This window comes from Amycolatopsis arida, assembly GCF_900115565.1.
GTDB classification, from domain to species: Bacteria; Actinomycetota; Actinomycetes; order Mycobacteriales; family Pseudonocardiaceae; genus Yuhushiella; species Yuhushiella arida.
The window spans coordinates 764,407-781,560 of sequence record NZ_FOWW01000001.1 but is presented as its reverse complement, the minus strand read 5'-3'; the positions used below and the strand labels follow the sequence as shown (position 1 = coordinate 781,560).

14 protein-coding genes are annotated in these 17,154 nt (G+C 73.9%); 6 read left to right on the top strand and 8 right to left on the bottom strand.

Annotation, left to right across the window (positions count from 1 at the left end; translation table 11 throughout):
• Positions 1-6: 6 nt before the first annotated feature.
• The 3 genes from BM051_RS03655 to BM051_RS03645 all read left to right on the top strand — a co-directional run bounded on the left by BM051_RS03655 (position 7) and on the right by BM051_RS03645 (position 2,386).
• Positions 7-615 (top strand): helix-turn-helix domain-containing protein, encoded by a 609-nt coding sequence (locus BM051_RS03655; RefSeq protein WP_092527813.1) that lies wholly within the window; start codon positions 7-9, stop codon positions 613-615.
• Positions 612-1,157, top strand: coding sequence for a GrpB family protein (locus BM051_RS03650; protein ID WP_092527810.1), 546 nt, complete (start codon positions 612-614; stop codon positions 1,155-1,157). The genes BM051_RS03655 and BM051_RS03650 overlap by 4 nt, the downstream gene beginning before the upstream one ends.
• A 146-nt stretch (positions 1,158-1,303) precedes the next feature.
• Entirely contained in the window at positions 1,304-2,386 is a 1,083-nt protein-coding gene (locus tag BM051_RS03645; RefSeq protein ID WP_092527807.1) for a cation diffusion facilitator family transporter, read from the top strand.
• Positions 2,387-2,396: 10 nt separating this feature from the next.
• Here the strand turns inward: BM051_RS03645 and BM051_RS03640 are convergent, their stop codons facing one another.
• Complete coding sequence (locus tag BM051_RS03640; RefSeq protein ID WP_092527804.1) at positions 2,397-3,581, bottom strand: MFS transporter; 1,185 nt, start codon at positions 3,579-3,581, stop codon at positions 2,397-2,399.
• A 93-nt stretch (positions 3,582-3,674) separates the two neighbouring features.
• Here BM051_RS03640 and BM051_RS03635 point away from each other — a divergent pair, with 93 nt between their 5' ends.
• The 3 genes from BM051_RS03635 (at position 3,675) to ahcY (ending at position 6,668) form a co-directional block, all read left to right on the top strand.
• Positions 3,675-3,995 (top strand): ArsR/SmtB family transcription factor, encoded by a 321-nt coding sequence (locus BM051_RS03635; RefSeq protein WP_092527801.1) that lies wholly within the window; start codon positions 3,675-3,677, stop codon positions 3,993-3,995.
• A 65-nt stretch (positions 3,996-4,060) separates the two neighbouring features.
• The gene (gene ligD, locus BM051_RS03630) at positions 4,061-5,011 is read left to right on the top strand and encodes a non-homologous end-joining DNA ligase (RefSeq protein WP_092527798.1); all 951 of its coding nucleotides are present in this window, start codon (positions 4,061-4,063) and stop codon (positions 5,009-5,011) included.
• A 196-nt stretch (positions 5,012-5,207) separates the two neighbouring features.
• Positions 5,208-6,668 (top strand): adenosylhomocysteinase, encoded by a 1,461-nt coding sequence (gene ahcY / locus BM051_RS03625; protein ID WP_092528500.1) that lies wholly within the window; start codon positions 5,208-5,210, stop codon positions 6,666-6,668.
• A 7-nt stretch (positions 6,669-6,675) separates the two neighbouring features.
• Here ahcY and crcB read toward each other — a convergent pair whose 3' ends face one another.
• From crcB to BM051_RS03590, 7 genes are all read right to left on the bottom strand, one after another.
• Positions 6,676-7,038, bottom strand: coding sequence for a fluoride efflux transporter CrcB (crcB, locus tag BM051_RS03620; RefSeq protein WP_092527795.1), 363 nt, complete (start codon positions 7,036-7,038; stop codon positions 6,676-6,678).
• Positions 7,035-7,382, bottom strand: coding sequence for a DUF190 domain-containing protein (locus tag BM051_RS03615; RefSeq protein WP_092527792.1), 348 nt, complete (start codon positions 7,380-7,382; stop codon positions 7,035-7,037). Before BM051_RS03615 ends, crcB begins: the two co-directional genes overlap by 4 nt.
• Complete coding sequence (locus BM051_RS03610) at positions 7,379-7,855, bottom strand: fluoride efflux transporter FluC (protein ID WP_243859530.1); 477 nt, start codon at positions 7,853-7,855, stop codon at positions 7,379-7,381. Before BM051_RS03610 ends, BM051_RS03615 begins: the two co-directional genes overlap by 4 nt.
• A 59-nt stretch (positions 7,856-7,914) precedes the next feature.
• Positions 7,915-11,445 (bottom strand): carboxylic acid reductase, encoded by a 3,531-nt coding sequence (gene car / locus BM051_RS03605; protein ID WP_092528496.1) that lies wholly within the window; start codon positions 11,443-11,445, stop codon positions 7,915-7,917.
• Positions 11,446-11,763: 318 nt separating this feature from the next.
• Positions 11,764-13,131: a family 43 glycosylhydrolase gene (locus BM051_RS03600; RefSeq protein WP_208325937.1), complete on the bottom strand. Its 1,368-nt coding sequence runs from the start codon at positions 13,129-13,131 to the stop codon at positions 11,764-11,766.
• 282 nt (positions 13,132-13,413) lie between these two features.
• A complete protein-coding gene (locus BM051_RS03595; RefSeq protein WP_092527789.1) occupies positions 13,414-14,613 on the bottom strand; it encodes an MFS transporter in 1,200 nt (399 codons plus the stop codon).
• A gap of 87 nt (positions 14,614-14,700) precedes the next feature.
• A complete protein-coding gene (locus tag BM051_RS03590) occupies positions 14,701-17,031 on the bottom strand; it encodes a M64 family metallopeptidase (protein WP_092528492.1) in 2,331 nt (776 codons plus the stop codon).
• Positions 17,032-17,154 lie beyond the last annotated feature (123 nt).

Genomic DNA, 17,154 nt, shown 5'->3' with positions numbered 1-17,154 from the left:
GGAGGCATGGACGAGGCAACGGACCGTACGCTCGATGCGGTCGGGCCGAGGCTGAAGCAGCTACGGCAGCGCCGCGACATCACCCTGGCCCGGCTCGCCGCGGAGACGGGCATCTCCACCAGCACGCTCTCCCGGCTCGAGGCCGGCCTGCGGCGGCCCACGCTCGAGCAGCTCCTGCCGCTCGCCCGCGCCCACGGGGTGACCCTCGACCAGCTCGTCGACGCACCACCGACCGGCGATCCTCGGATCACCCTGCGTCCGATCGCCTGCGGTGACGGATCGACCATCCTGCCGCTGACCCGCAGGCCCGGCGGCATCCAGGCCTACAAGTTCGTCCTTCCGAGAGGGGACGACGACGCCGAGCCCGACCCGCGCACCCACGAGGGTTACGACTGGGTCTACGTCCTCAACGGCACGCTGCGCCTGGTCCTAGGCGAGCACGACCTCGTCCTCGAACCGGGGGAAGCCGCGGAGTTCGACACCCGCACCCCGCACTGGTTCGGTGCCACCAGCGCCGGCCCCGTCGAGTACCTCAGCCTCATCGGGCGACAGGGCGAGCGCGCACATGTCCGCGCGGCACCTCGAAGGAGGCCGGAGGAGGACGCCACACGATGAGCGCGCTGCGGCCCGTCGAGTACGACCCGGCCTGGGCGGCCCGGTTCGCCGAGTTGGGGCGGGCTCTGCGTGGCGCGCTCGGGTCGGTGGCGCTGCGGATCGACCACATCGGCTCCACGGCCGTTCCGGGGCTGGCCGCGAAACCGGTCGTCGACGTCCAGGTGTCGGTGGCCGACTTCGAGCCGCTGGACGCCTACCGCGCCCCGCTCGAACGCCTCGGTTTCCATCACCGCGCCGACAATCCCGAGCGCACCAAGCGGTACTTCCGGGAGGCACCCGGCTCGGGACGCCCCCGCACCCACATCCACGTACGCCGGGCGGGCAGCTTCTCCGAGCAGTTCCCCCTGCTGTTTCGCGACTACCTGCGCGCGCACCCGGCCGCGGCCGAACGCTACGCCGAGGTCAAGCGACACCTCGCCGCCACGATCGACGACCGGCGCGCCTACACCGAGGCCAAGGTCCCACACATGTGGGAGATCATCCGACACGCCGACGACTGGGCGCAGCGGACCGGCTGGACACCGCCGCCCAGCGACGCCTGATTCCTCGGCACGAGCATCCGACCGGGAGCACCGTCCGATCTGGACGTCGCGGCACGGTGTCACCGCCGGGTGTGGTGATGTGCCGAGAAGCCCAGTGACGCGCGAAGGACCTGGCGTCGTCGCCGCCGGCGGGGGAAGATCGGACCATGGCACGCCGGCACGATCACCCCAGCGGACCCCACGGCAACGACCACGGCAACGGCATCGGCCACGGCCACGGGCACGGCCACGGCCACCGCCACACTCGCGACCACGGCGGTTGGTGGTCGCGGCTGCGCCACCTCCTGACCCCGCACGGCCACGACAGCGCCGACCGGTTCGACACCGCGCTCGAGGCCAGCAAGCAGGGCATGCGCACCCTGGTGCTGTCGTTCGCGGTGCTGCTCGTGACCGCGCTCGCCCAGCTCGCCGTGGTGCTGGTGTCCGGCTCGGTGGCCCTGCTCAGCGACACCGTCCACAACTTCGCCGACGCCCTCACCGCCCTTCCGGTGGGCCTCGCCTTCCTGCTCGGCCGGCGCCGCGCCACCCGCCGCTACACCTACGGCCTCGGCCGCGCCGAGGACCTCGCCGGCGTGGTCGTCGTGCTGATCATCACCGCGTCGGCGGCGCTGGCCGGGTACGAGGCCGTCCGCCGACTGCTCGACCCGCAGCCGGTGACCCACCTGTGGATCGTCGCGGCGGCCGGCGTCATCGGCTTCGCCGGCAACGAGCTGGTCGCCCGCTGGCGGATCAGGGTCGGCCGGCGGATCGGCTCGGCCGCGCTGGTCGCCGACGGCCTGCACGCCCGCACCGACGGCTTCACCTCGCTCGCCGTCGTGCTCGGCGCGGCCGGCGTCGCGCTCGGCTTCCCGCTGGCCGACCCGATCGTCGGCCTGCTGATCACCGTGGCCATCCTGGCCGTGCTGCGCGACGCCGCCCGCGAGGTGCTCGGCCGCCTGCTCGACGGAGTCGACCCGGCCACCGTCGACCTGGCCGAGCGCGGCGCCGCCGAGGTGCCCGGCGTGCACGGCGTCGGCGAGGTCCGGATGCGCTGGATCGGCCACACCCTGCGCGTCGAGCTGTCCATCGCGGTGGACGCCGGCCTCACCGTCGACCAGGGCCACCTCATCGCGCACCGGGTGGAGCACCACCTCGTCCGCACCGTGCCCCGGCTGACCGCCGCCGTCGTGCACACCGAGCCGGTCACCGGCGCGCAGGCCGCCCACGCACTGGTGCCCGGTCGGACCTGACGCACGGTGCTCAGGGCACCGCCGGCGTCGCCACCCTGGCCCGCCAGCCGAACAGCAGCACCACCACCCCGCTGGCCGCGGTGAGCAGCGCGGCGACCTCGGGCAGCAGCAGCGGGCCGCCGTGGCCGAGCACGAGCCCACCGACCACACCGGACAGCCCGACGCCGAGGTAGATGGCCGACGCGTTGAGCGAGAGCAGCAGCCCGCCGGCGCCGGGGGACAGCTCGATCAGCCGGTGCTGCATCGGCGGGTTGAACGACCACGTGCCCACACCCCAGACGAACAGCAGCACGCCCGCGCCCACCGGCGTCGTGGCGACCGCGGGCAACGCGGCCAGCACCACGGTCAGCGCGGCGATCACCACCAGCAGCGGCCGCCGGGCGCCCCACCGGTCGGTGGCCACGCCGCCGAGCACGTTGCCCAGCGCGCCGCCCACCCCGTAGCAGAACAGCAGCACGCTCAGCGCCGTCCCGCCGATCCCCGCGGTGGCGCCGAGCACCGGTGCGATGAAGGTGTACACGCTGAACGCCGCCAGCACGCCGAGCACCGTCGTGGCGAGCAGCGCCAGCGCCCGCGGGTCGCGGGCCACGGCGAACCGCTCGGCGAGCCGCACCGGTGGCGGCGCGGCCACCCGCGGCACGGCGACGTGCACCGCAGTGGCCGCGACCACCGAGAACACCGCGACCAGCGCGAACACCCAGCGGTACCCGAGGTACTGCGACAGCAGGCTGCCCAGCGGCACGCCGAGCACGGTGGCGACGGTCAGCCCGCCGAAGACGATCGCGACGGCGCGCCCGCGCCGCTCCGGCGGGTTGAGAACGCCGGCGACCGCGCTGGCCACGGGCGTGTACAGCGCCGCGCCCGCCGCGGTCACCATCCGCGCGCCGAACAGTGCCGCGTACCCGGGCAGGACCGCGGCGAGCGCGTTGCCGAGCGCCATCACCAGCAGTGCGGCGACCAGCAATTTCCGCCGCTCCCAGCGCCCGGTCGCCGCGGCGAGCAGTGGTGAGCCGACCGCGTAGGCGATGGCGAAGGCGGTGACCAGCTGCGCGGCCGCGGCCGGGGACACGGCCAGCTCCGTGCTCAGCGCCGGAAGCAGGCCCGCGACGACGTACCCGCTCGTGCCGGCCGCGAACGTGCCCAGCGCGAGCACCGCGGTGCGGCGGGCGGGTGTCTGGACGGCGGAATCGGACATGCCACTCCCCAGTGGTTCGATGATCTTCGTAGTTCGATTCGCATCGTACAAGTAGTTCCCGACAAAGTTCGAGAGGCTTCGTACAATGGGCCGATGAACGCCTCCGCCGCGGCACTGCCGTTCCCCGAGCGCGACGAGATCCGCATCGAGGCCGTGCTGCACGCACTGGCCGACCCGGTGCGCCTGGAGATGGTTCGCCAGCTCGCCGAGTGCGACGGCGAGATCACCTGCGCCGGGTTCGACGTCCCGGTGAGCAAGTCCACGCTCACCCACCACCTGCGCACCCTGCGCGAGGCGGGCGTGATCGTCGGGCGCTCGGTGGGCACCACCCGGCTGAGCCGGCTGCGCCGCGAGGACCTCGACGCGCTCTTCCCCGGCCTGCTCGACGGCGTGCTCGCCGCCCCACGCCGGTGACGCCCTGTTGACCGCCCGGCGCGGGTCGGCGAAGGTGAGCCGATGAGCCGGCTTGGGAGGGTGGGTTGACGAACAAGGAGGAGCGGGCCGGGGTGCCGCTGACCAACCTCGACCAGCCGCTGTTCGACGGTGCCGGCGCGACCAAGCGGGACCTGGTGGACTACCTGGACGCCGTGCGTGACCGGATCCTGCCGGAGCTGGCCGGCCGGCCGCTGTCGGTGATCAGGGTGCTCCGCGGGCAGGCGCCGTTCATGCAGAAGAACGTCCCGAAGTACACACCGCCCTGGGTGCGCACGGTGTCGCTGTGGGCGGAGTCGTCGCGGCGGACGGTGACCTACGCGCTGTGCGACGACCGGCGCACGCTGCTCTGGTTCGCCAACCAGCGGGCCGTGGAGTACCACCCGGCACTGGTTCGCGTCGAGGAGGGCAACCATCCCACCCACCTGGTGCTCGACCTCGACCCGCCGGAGGGTGCGGGGTTCGCCGTGGTGGTCCGCGCCGCCAAGTTGGTCCGGCAGGCGCTCGCCGCCGCGGAACTGTCCGGAATGGTCAAGACCAGCGGCGCGAAGGGGGTGCACGTGTTCGTGCCGCTGGAGCCCGGGCTCGCGCACGAGGACGTGGCCGCCGCGACCCGCGCGCTCGCCGTCAGGGCCGAGCGGATCGACCCGGCGCTGGCGACGACGGCGTTCATCCGGGAGGACCGCGGCGGCAAGGTGTTCCTCGACCCGACCCGCAGCGGCGGGGCGACCGTGGTGGCCACCTACAGCCCGCGCCTCCGGCCCGGCACGCCGGTCTCCTTCCCGGTCCCGTGGGACGAGCTCGACCGGGTCACCCCGGCCGACTTCACCGTGCGCACCGTGCCCGCGCTGGTGGCCGGCACTGACCCGTGGGTCGCGCACATGCCGCCGCCGCAACGACTTCTCGCCGACCTCGTCGAGGAGGGGCACACCATCCCGGTTCCCCGCGTGCAGGCCATGCACGAGGGCAAGCGGCGGGCACGGGCCCGGCGCGGCTGAGCGCACCGGGCCCGCTCGAGCCCGGGTCGAGGGTGTTTGACAGCGCGCGGCGGGCGCTGGCAACCTGAGCTCGTCGCGCCACCGACCGGCGCGGCTCCGGAGCCCGAGAGGCGCTGCGACGGATCAGCCGATCCGCCACGCTCGGTCTCCGACCGACGAGTTCCAAGGGCGCCTCCGTGAGTTTCCGGAGGTGTTCGTGTCCGACAAGCTCCGCACCGTCGACGGCCTCGACTTCGCCGTGGCCGATCTCTCCCTCGCCGAGTCCGGTCGGCACCAGCTGCGCCTCGCCGAGCACGAGATGCCCGGCCTGATGGCGCTGCGCCGCGAGTACGCCGCCACCCAGCCGCTGCGCGGCGCCCGCATCGCCGGCTCGCTGCACCTGACCGTGCAGACCGCGGTGCTGATCGAGACGCTGGTGGCGCTCGGCGCCGAGGTGCGCTGGGTGTCCTGCAACATCTTCTCCACCCAGGACGAGGCCGCGGCGGCCGTGGTGGTCGGCCCGGACGGCACCCCGGAGAAGCCGGGTGGTGTCTCGGTGTTCGCCTGGAAGGGCGAGACGCTGGCCGACTACTGGTGGTGCACCGAGCGGCTGCTCACCTTCCCCGGCGGGCGACCGCCGAACCTGCTACTGGACGACGGTGGTGACGCCACGATGCTGGTCCACAAGGGAGTGGAGTTCGAAACCGCCGGCGCCGTGCCCGCGCCGTTCGCCGACGACCCGGAGGACCACCGGATCATGCTGCGGGTCCTCGCCGGCAGCCTCGCCGCCGACCCCGGCAGGTTCACCAGGATCGCCGAGGAGATCCGCGGCGTGTCCGAGGAGACCACGAACGGCGTCAACCGGCTGTACCGGCTGGCCGAGCAGGGTCGGCTGCTGTTCCCCGCCGTCAACGTCAACGACGCGGTGACCAAGTCCAAGTTCGACAACCGCTACGGGATCCGGCACTCCCTCGCCGACGGGCTGAACCGGGCTACCGACGTGATGCTCGGCGGCAAGCTCGCCGTGGTGTGCGGTTACGGCGACGTGGGCAAGGGCGCGGCCGAGTCGCTGCGCGGCCAGGGCGCCAGGGTGGTGGTGACCGAGATCGACCCGATCTGCGCGCTGCAGGCCGCGATGGACGGGCTCGAGGTGGTCGAACTCGACGACGTGGTGCACCGGGCGGACGTGTTCGTCACCGCCACCGGCAACACCGACGTCATCATGGCCGAGCACATGGCGCGGATGAAGCACAACGTGATCGTCGGCAACGTCGGCCACTTCGACACCGAGATCGACATGGCCGGCCTGGCGAGGGTCCCCGGCATCCGGTGCGTCGAGATCAAGCCGCAGGTGCACGAGTGGACCTTCGAGGATGGTCACGCCGTGCTCGTGCTGTCCGAGGGCCGGTTGATGAACCTCGGCAACGCCACCGGCCACCCGAGCTTCGTGATGTCGAACTCGTTCAGCAACCAGACCATCGCGCAGATCGAGCTGTTCACCCACGCCGGCGAGTACACAGTGGACGTTCACCGGCTGCCGAAGCACCTGGACGAGAAGGTGGCCCGGCTGCACCTCGACGCGCTCGGGGTGCGGCTCACCCGGCTGACCCCGCGGCAGGCCGACTACCTCGGCGTCGACGTGGCGGGGCCGTACAAGCCCGACCACTACCGCTACTGAGCCGGGCTCATCGGGCGAGCGCCGTCCCGGCGAGCAGCCCGCAGTAGGCGGCGCCCAGCCCGGCCACGAGGCTGCCCACGGCGTTGAGCCCGGCCAGCAGCCACGCGCGGTCGCGGGCCAGCCGCAGTGTCTCGTAGCCGAAGGTCGAGTAGGTGGTGAGCGCGCCGCAGAAGCCGGTGCCGGCCAGCGCCGACACCGCCGGTGTCGTGGGCAGCCCGGTGAGCAGGCCGAGCACGAGGCAGCCGAGCACGTTGACGGCGAGCGTGCCCCAGGGGAAGGCCGAGCCGTGCCGAAACTGTATGGCTCGGTCGAGCAGGTACCGCAGCGGCGCGCCCACCGCCGCGCCGGCGGCCACCAGCAGGACGGTCACCCTTCGGCCGCCCCTCGCCCGACGTAGCGGATCACCTCGACCGGGTCGAGGACGACCATGCCCTCGGCGACCAGCTCGTCCAGCTGGGGCAGGAACGCGCGGATCCGGTCCTCGGCGTCGACGATCACGATCACCACCGGCAGGTCGTCGGACAGCGACAGGATCCGGGTGGTGTGGATGTGGTTGGCGGCCCCGTACCCCTCCAGCCCGCGCAGCACGGTCGCGCCGGCGAGTCCGGCGGCGTGCGCGCGGTGCACGATCTCGCTGTAGAGCGGCTTGTGGTGCCATCGGTCGGTCTCGCCGACGAAGATGCTCAGCCGCAGCGCGGTGCCCGACGACTTCATGTGTGGGGTCCTCTCGTTCGCCGCCACCCCAGCAGCGCGGTGGTGCCGGCGGCGCCGGCGGCCACGGCGGTCAGCGCCACCAGCAGGGTGCCGCCCAGGTAGAGCACCGCGGTGTGCGCCGCGCCGGCGCGGGCGAGTTGCTGCGCGTCGACCATCGCGGTGGAGAACGTGGTGTAGCCGCCGAGCAGGCCGATCCCGAGGAACGGGCGCGGCAGCCGCCGGCCCGGCCACACCTCCTCGACGAGCACCATCAGCACGCCGATCAGCAGGCACCCGCTGACGTTGACCAGCAGCGTCGCCCACGCCCACGTGCCGGGCCGGTGCGGCAGCAGGGCGTCGACGCCGAACCGGGCCAGCGCGCCCAGCACGCCGCCGGCCGCGATCGCCAGCAGCACCACCGGATCGACGCGCCGGGCCGGCACGGCGGCTGCCCGGTGCTCGACCGGCCGGCCAGGGGTCGATCGGAAGTCCACCCGCGCGCCTTTCCGCTGCGATGTCGCCTACCGCGGCGAGCTTAGGTCGTCCCGCCGGGTCACGCCGGGAGGAGACCGAGCCGGCGCAGGTCGGCGACGTACTTGCCGACCAGCTCGGCCGAGAGGTGCGGGACGTCCCCACCGGGGCCGATCTTGGCGGCCCGCACGGCGTCGGAGAACCGGCGGGCGGGAACGGCCGAGCCGCGCACCGGCTCCTCGGGGTGGCGGACGGCGTGCAGCAGCGGCAGCATCGAGTGCCGCCGCCGGTCCTCCGGCAGGGCACGGACGGCGGTCTCGAACCGGGCGAACCACTCGGCGTAGTCGTCGATCCGCTCGATCGGGCACCCCGCGCCGGCGAGCCAGTCGACGATCACGTCGAGCGAGACGCCGTCGTCGTGCGGGTTGACCACGTTGAAGGTGGCGAACCCTTCCGTGGCCTGCTCGCCGAGGGTGGTGATGGCCTCGGCGGTGAAGTCGACCGGAAGTCCGTCGTAGTGCGCGCGCGGCCGCCCCTCGCCGGCACCGCGGTAGAAGGAGGCCGGTGCGATCCCGGTGGTGGCGAGGCTCAGCAGCAGCCGGGTGAACATGTCGGTTCCGTTCAGCTGCCCGGCGTACCGGCCGTGCGCGAGGATCATGTCGGACCGGAAGACGGCGACCGGCAGCCCGAACCGGTCGTGCGCCTCCCTGAGCAGCACCTCGCCGGCCCACTTGCTGGTCGCGTACCCGTTGGCGTAGCTCTCGTCGAGGCGCCGCCGCGGGCTGGTGACGCGGATGTCGGCGTCCTCGTCGAGCGCCGCCGGACCCACCTGTGCCGCGACCCCCACCGTGGACAGGTAGGTGACCGGCTTGAGCCGCGTGGTGAGGGCCAGCCGGATCAGCTCGGCGGTGCCGGCCACGTTGGGGCCGAACAGCTGGTCGTACGGCAGGACGTGGTTGACCAGCGCGGCCTGGTGCACCACCAGGTCGACCGAGTCGGCCAACCGTCGCCACGTCCGCTCGTCCAGGCCGAGGCTCGGCTCACCGATGTCGCCGGGGAGCACCTCGAGGTGCCCGGCCAGCTCCCGGAAGCGCCGCAGCAGCTCGGGGTCACCGGTGTCGAAGGCCGCCTCCATGCGCTCGCGCGCCGCGGCCGCGTCGCCGCCCCGGACGATGCCGATCACCGTGCCGCCCCTCGGCGCCACCCGTTCCAGCCATTCCAGGCAGAGGAACCGGCCGAGGTACCCGTTCGCGCCGGTCAGCAGCACGGTGCGCACCGGGCCGCTCGGCCGGGGCAGCGCCGTCGCCGCCGCCAGCGTGTCGGCGTCGAGGAACTTCTCCAGGGTGAGGTCGCTCGCCAGGACCTCCGCCGATCCCGGCCCGTGCACGGTGGCGACCGTGGGTCGCCTCGTGCCGGACCCGCGCTCCCGCTCGACGTAGCCCGCGAGTGCCCGCAGGTCGGTGGCCGGGCTGACGATGACGCCGACCGGGACCTCGACGTCGAGGATCTCCCGCAGCAGGTTCGCCATCGACAGCGCCGAGAGCGAGTCGCCGCCGAGGTCGGTGAAGCGCGCCTCGGGGCTCGGCTCGGCGCCGGAGCCGCCCAGCAGGACCCGCGCGGCCCGGAGGACCGCGTCGAGCACCGGCAGCTCACGCGCCGTCCGGCGCAGCTCACCCAGCTCGCTCCGGTTGCCCTCGGCCAGTTCCGCGTAGCGCTGTTCGAGGCGCTCGCCGTAGCGCTCCCGCAGCCGTGGCCGCTGCAGCTTGCGGGAGTCGGTGAGCAGGCCGTTCTCCTCGCTGAACGGCTCGGTCTCGATGAGGAAGTCCCGCGGGATCTCGTAGGGGTGCAGCTCGGCGTCCTGCGCGACGCGCCGCAGCTCGGCCTGGAGCAGGGCGGCGAGGTCCGTGCCACTCGCCTCCGCCCGGCTGATCGCCTCCCGGCTCGGCACGATCACCGCGAGCAGGAACGACCGAGTGCTGTTGCCGTGGACGAAGATCTGGTGGATGAGCGGGCTGGCGGCGAAGATCGCCTCGAGCCGGGCGACCGCCACGAACTCGCCCTGCGCCAGCTTCAGCACGTTCTTGCGCCGGTCGACGTAGGCGAGGCGGTCGGGGCCGAGCTCGGCCATGATGTCGCCGGTGCGGTAGTAGCCGTCCTCGGTGAAGATCTCCGCGTCGAGGTCCGGCCGCCGGTAGTAGCCGGGGATGACCCGCTCGGTCCTGACCAGCAGCTCGCCGCGCGGGTGGGGCGAGTCGGACGTGCGGTACCCCAGTTCCGGCACGTCGACGAGCTTGTAGTCGAGCACCGGCGGGCGCAGCACCCGCGTGTCGACCAGGACGGGACCGGCCTCGGTGGAGCCGTAGCCGTCGTGCAGGGGCAACCCCAGCACCGACTCGACGAAGGCGGCGACCTCCGGCGACAGGGGCGCCGAGCCGCACGTGGCCCGGATCACCCGCCCGCCGAGCGCCTCCCGCCGGTACGCCGCGGCGAGTCGCGCCTCGGTCGCGGCGCGGTCGGTGGCCCCCGCCCAGCCGGGGTCGCTCAGGAACCGCTCGTACAGCAGGTCGCAGACCCGTGGGATGAGCATCAGGTCCGTGGGGCGGACCATGGCGATGTCCTCGAACAGGGTCGACTGGTCGCTGCGCGCGGTGAAGTAGGTGGTCCCGCCGCGGGCGAGCGCCGCGGTGACGGTCATCCGCCCGGCGATGTGGCTCAGCGGCAGGTAGCTGACGCCGATCGTGGGCGGCTCGGCCCACCCGTCGGGGGAGAACCCGCTCACCCACAGCTGGTGCACCAGCCGTTCCGGGTACATGGCGCCCTTGGGTGTGCCCGTGCTGCCGGACGTGTAGATCAGCAGGGCCAGCCGGTCGCCGTCCCCCTCGGTGGACAGGGGCGCCTCCGGCAGCCGCCGGCCGCGGTCGAGCACGTCGGCCAGCGACTCGACGACGACCGGGCCGCCGGCCAGCCGGCGGCGGGCGGCGTCGAACGCCTCGCGCTGGTCGTCGACCTCGGGCGCGTAGTCGAACACCACCACCCGACGCAGCGCTGGGCTCGCGGAGGCGATCTCGACGGCGGTGTCCAGCTGCTCGACGCTGGTCGCGAGGATGCGTGGTGCGGTCTCCGCGACGATCGGCGCGAGCTGCCCCGCCGGGGCGCTGGACTGCAGCGGCACCGCGACCGCGCCCAGATGGACGCACGCCAGGTCGAGGGTCACGTGGTCGGCGCTGGTGAAGCCCAGGGTGGCCACGGTGTCGCCGGCGGCGAGCGGAGCGTCCGGGTCGTGGTGCCAGGCACCGGCCACCGCGCGGACGTTCGCCCACAGCTCGGCGTAGCTGAGGGTCTCGAACCTCGGCAACAGCCTCGTCGTCGTCCGCCCGGTGCGCGGATCCCGGACCAGCTCCCTGGCCCGCCGACCCAGCGCCGGCCGGTCGGCGTAGCCCGTCATGACGGTCGCGACCGCCGAGGCGAGCCGGGTCCCGGGTTCCTGGATGGCGGCGGTGATCGACGGTAGGGGTGTGGCCGCGCGGACCTGCGGATCGTGGTCGCACAGCTCGGCGATGCGGCGAGCTTCCTCCTCGCCGGCGGCGTTGTCGGTGAATGGCGACTCGACCATCGTGACCAGCCTCCCGTTGCCGCCCCTCCGCGTGCCGGGCACCTGTTCCGGGCACTCGTTCCGGGCACTGGAGGACGCTCCGGATATTTTGATGCTTGTACTAACTAAGTATATGTCGCCGTGCCGGTCACGGACCGCGATGGCGACGCAACTCACCCGGGAGAGCGGGGCCGGAGCGCGGGTTCGGGGCGGGAAGGACGAACCGGACCGCGGGACCGACAGCCACCGACAGCCATCGAGAGCCATCGAGAGCCATCGAAAGCCACCGCCCGGTTCGCGACGGGTGAACGCTCGGCTCACGTCGCCTCGGCGCTCGACTCAGGCCACCTCGACGAAGTCCAGCTCGGCCCACCGGGTCCGGTGGGTGAACCGCACCGTGTTCCAGCCCGCGCGCAGCTCCACCGGTACGGCGACCTGCCGCCAGTTGTCCCAACCGTGGTCGGGGTAGTCGACGACGACACCGGGCCCGTCGTTGACCGTCAGCGTGTGCTGCGCGGCGCCGTACCCCGCGGCGTAGCCGACGTGCACGGTGTGCCCACCGGCGCGCGCGGCGAACACGGACAGCTCGACCCAGCTGTCCGCGTGGTCGATCCTGGCGACCACGGCGCCCTGCGACGCCCCGCGCGCGCCGGTGCGGACCTCGGCGTTGTTCAGCCGACCCCGCTCGGCCTCGTAGCGGACCCGGCTGCCGCGGACCACCGGGTAGTCGTTGGCCCAGCCCAGCTCGGCGACGTACATCCCGCGGGCGCCCCCGCCGCTCAACCAGCCGTGGAACGTCAGGTGGTCCCCGTGCGGACCGCTCACCACGTCCGCCCCGCCGGGGCCCACGACCCTGCCGTCGACCGAGTCGGTGGTGACCAGCGACCGGTACGCCTTGGTGAACGGGCCGGTCAGCGACCCGGACACGGCGTAGCTGGTCTGGTACCCGCGGCCGCTGTACACCCCGAGCGAGTAGAACAGCACGTAGTGGCTCGGGCGGCGGCCCAGCACCGGTGCCTCGATCACGCCGGCCTCCTCCGGCCGGTCGTTGCGCAGCAGCTCCCGCCGCACCCCGGTCACCGTGATGCCGTCGGCCGCCACCGGCTGCAGCCAGAGGATGGTCGGCCGGCCGATCGCGTTGCCGTCGTTCTTGTACAGCAGGTACCGCCGCCCGTCGGTGTCGACGAAGCTCGCCGGGTCGATGTCGCCGCCCTCGGCGGCGTCGCACACCAGCGGACCGGTGCCGACCGCGCGGAACGGGCCGGCCGGGGTGTCGGCCACCGCGGCGCCGAGACACATCCGCCCGGCCGCCTGGCTGGGGGCGGTGAAGTACATCAGGTAGGTGCCGTCGGCGCGGCGGGACACGTCCGGCGCCCAGAAGCCGCCGTTGCCGGCCCAACCCGGCTTGGTGGGCAGCGCGTCGCCGTGCACCGTCCATGGGCCGGTCGGGCTCGGCGCGGACGCGTGCGGGACCCGGCCCGCTGGGCCGCTGGTGGCGTAGCCGTGGTAGCGGTCACCGACCCGGAGGATGTCCGGGTCGGGGAAGTCCCGGTCGATGGCCAGCGTCGGGAACGTGGTGCCCGGCGCCGCGGCGGCCGGGCCGGCCGCGACGCCCAGCGACCCGGCGGCCACCAGCATGGCGACCAGGATCGACAGCAGGCCACGCACCCCGGTGCGCTGTCCCGGCGGGAGCGGTCTTCTCGTCATGTCACTACCTCACTGCGGGGGGACCGGGTTCGGTTCGGCGCGCGAGGCACCGCCGGCGGTTCCGATGCGCCGGGCGAGGAGCGAGTGGCCGGCCCGCACCCGCTGCGAAGGGGCGGGGCTGGACCACCGCCGGGATCCGCGCGGCCGGCCGCGCGATCTGGATGCTCACAGTGGACCGAGGAGATGAGACGGCGGCGTTCCCGCTTTGTCTACTGTGGAATGACCAGCCGCCGGCTCGGGGAGTTCGGTCACGCGGGCCCTCCCACCGTCGGAGAAATTGGTTCACGAGATTGTCGTGGAAGAGGGCGCTTCTTCACAGTCCCGTCGATGGTCGGGCCGCCGGGTGACCCACTCCGCGGCCAGCACGCCGGTGGTGGCCGCGGCGAGCAGTCCGCCCATGACGAGCCACACGACGCCGTACCCGCCGTGGTCGGCGACGACGCCCAGGAGCAGCGGCCCACCGGCCGCGCCGACGAACAGGCCGGTGTGGAAGGCGCCGGTCGCCGCACCGGCCCGGCCCGGCCAGCGGGCCGCGACGCCGTGCGCGAGCAGGCCCTGCCAGCTCCAGCCCAGACCGAAGGCCGCCAGGGTGGCGACCAGCAGCACCCCGGTCGGTGGGCGCGCGACGATCGCCAGCACACCGAGCAGGCCGGTGACCAGCAGCGCCGCCGCGGCGAGGAACGGCGGGATCCGCCAGCGGTCCAGCAGCGCTCCCGAGCCGACCCTGGTCATGATCCCGACGACGCTGGCCACCGTCATGAACAGTGCCGCCCTTCCCGCGGGCTGCCCGCCGGCCACCGTCGCGGACACGTAGAACGTGCCGAGGCCGGTGTTGGCCGCCGCCCCGAGCGCCGCCGCGGCCGCGATGAGGAACAGGGCGCGGCGCCGAGCCAACCGAGTGGGGTGCCCGCGGTCCCGGCTTGAGTGCCGGCGGGCCTGCCGGGGCACCAGCAGCACGGCGAGCGCCGGCGCGGCCGCCGCGAGGAAGCAGTACCGCCACCCCTGCTGGAGCGTCCCGAAGGCGCTGACCAGGATTCCGGCGCCCGCGGTCGCCAGCGGCACCGCGGACACCTTGAGTCCGAAGGCCAGCCCGTGCGCCCCGCTCGGCACATGGTCGCCCAGCACGACGTTGCCCGCCGGCTGGGCGATCCCGTTCGCGACGCCGGCGAGGACGAGCCAGCCCAGCAGCACCCAGTAGCTCCCGGTGAGCAGCGAGACGCCCAGCAGCGCCAACACCGTGCCGGCCGCGCTGCCGAGCACCAGCGGCCGGGCGCCGCGCCGGTCGGCGAGGCCGCCGCCCCACTGCGAGACGATCGCCGAGCTGACGAAGAACGCGCACGCGACCAACCCGAGCCGTGCGCCGTCCAGCCGCCACTCGGCCGGCAGCACGGTCGCCGCCGCCCCCAGGAGGTAGACCGGCACGGTGGCGAGCAACGTCGAGGCCGACGCGGCGACGACTGCTCGCGGTGATCGCCAGCGCACGGATCACGACGCTACTACTCGCTGGCACCGCACTCGCGCACCGGTTCCGCCGGCCCCGGGCCGCGCTCCCCGGCCGGTGCGCCACCGTCAGGGGCGGTCGAAGGTGGCGCACTGGCCGGTGGCCGGCCCGGTGACGGTGCTCGGCGCGTGCAGGCTCGTCGGCGCGGGCACGTTGCCGGAGCACGACAGCGGGCCGGTCACCGCGGTGCCGGCCACGGTCGCCGCCCGGTCGCCGGTCGCGTTGCCGGTCAGCTCCAGCGGCCCCCGCACCCGGCCGCCGACGATCGTGACGTCCTCGGTCGTCCCGGCGATCCGCACCGGGCCGCGCACGGTGCTGCGCAGCAACTGCACCACGCGCGCGCCGGAGCCGAGCACGGGGCCGGTGACGGTCGCGTCGGTGGCCACCAGCGCGGCGCCGGGGCCGACCGTGACCGGGCCGTTCACCGTCGCCCCGGTCAGGCAGGTGGTGCCCGCGGCGACGGTCAACGGCCCCTCGTGCCGGCCGGTGACCGTGGTCGTGCAGGTCGGCGGCTCGGGCAGCAGGGTCACCACGAACCGGCCGATGCCGCCGACGTTGCCCGCCGGGTCGATCGCGCGGTAGTCGATGGTGTGCCGGCCGTACCCGGGGGGCACGTCGTCCCACGGCGAGAGCCGGGGCCGGCCGAGCTTGCCGTAGACGAGCCCGTCGATCTCGGTGCCGTCGGCGGTGAACCGGAAGGGCGCGCCGGGATCGGTCGGCCAGCCGAAGTAGTGGTACCAGCCGTCGCCGTCGGTGCGGAACTCGCGGACGACGTAGCCGGGGGAGTCGTCGCGCGCGGTGAGACTCATCGTGAACGGGCCGTTCATGATGTACTCCGGCGGCGCGCCGGGCCGACGCACGGTCAGCAGCGGCGGAGACAGCTCGTGCCGGGTCGCCGGGCCCGTGGCGTCGACCGTCCACGCCACCGTCTCCGCCGAAGCCGCGGCCGCGGGGTCGCGCACGGTGGCGGTCAGCGTGTGCCGGCCCGGGGTGAGCGGCACGTCCTTCAGGTCGAGGTCCCGGTCGTTGCCGGGATTGGCCACCGGGCGACCGTCGAGCGCCCAGGTGACCCGCGGAACGCGATCGTTCGGGTGGGTGGTGTCGGCGTACACGACATCGGTGGCGCCGACCGGGGCGTTCCGCGGCGTGGTGTGCGTGAAGGCGACCGGGGTGGGCGCCGGCGGGGTGGTCAGCGCCGTGTCCACGGTCCACCGCCGGACCTGGGTCAACGCCGCGGAGGAGCGGATGGCCGGGTCGCGGACGAACTCGGTGGGGTCGACGACGGTGGCCGTGACCGTGTGCCGGCCGGGGGAGAGGTCGAGCGCACGCAGGTCGAGGCCGCGTGAGTGGGCCGTGGGGACCGGCGTGCCGTCCACCGCCCACGTCACGTCGAGCTCGTGGCTCAGTGGGTGCAGCGTTCGCACCCACAGCACCCGGTCGGCGCCCACCGGCCGATCGTTCGGTGTGCCGTCCTGCAGGATGCGGGTCTTCGCCGCGATGCGCTGGGTCAGCCGCTCCCGGCTCACCTGGTCGAAGTAGTAGCCGAGGGTCTTCATCAGCGAGTGCTCGCTCGGCCGCCACACCCCCGTGCCCGAGTAGCGGCCGCCCTCGTAGCGGCCGATGACCCCGCCGGACTCGCTCGGCTCGCCCAGCCAGCGCCACCACTTCCGCTGCTGCTCGGCCATCTCCCGCTCGGTGAGCAGGGTGTGGTGGATCGACTCCGGCTCACCGCCGCGGTAGGGCCCGCCACGCACGCCGCGCTGGTAGTAGTCGTACTCGTCGTCCAGGCCGCCCAGCGAGTGGCCCAGCTCGTGCGGGGTGATCAGCGCGGACAGGGCGTTGCCGCCGGACACCGTGGCGAGGCTGCCGCCGGCGCCGCCGTAGGTGGGGCTGTTGGCCACGGCCAGGATCTGCCGGTTGTCCGTGGTGGTGCCGGGCACCAGGTCGGCGTAGCGGGTGGCGGCCGCGCCGTCGACGGTGAGCAGGCGCTGGACGCTCGCCGGGTCGCAGCCGCCCCAAAACCCCATGCCCAGCGGGGTGTCGCGGCGGGGCGCGTCGAGGCCGGGGTCGCAGTCGACGCCGGACTCGGGTGAGGGCACCTCGACGGCGTAGACGTTGAGGTAGTTGCGGTAGGAGCGGAACGGCTCGAGCGTCCACAGCACGTTGAGGTGGTGGTCCACGTGCCGGCGGAACGTGGCCAGCTCACCGGCGCGGTAGCCGTCGCCGAGGATCACGAGGTTGAACCGGGTCGCGGGGTCGCCGGTGACCTGGATCGGCACCACGGTGGCCGCGCCGGTGGCGGGTGTGGTGGGTGTGGCGTGTGCGGTGGGGGCGGTGAGCAGGGCGGCGGTGACGACGGCGACGGCTGTGGTCAGCGCGGCGGCCCGGGGTCTGCGCATGACCACCGACGGTAGGCGCGACCGCCCCATCCCGGAACGGCCGAAGGTCGGTCCGGGCCCGGGCCGCGTCGTCGACGCGCCGGACTCGCCACGCCCCATACCCTCGAGTGGCGGCCACCCCTG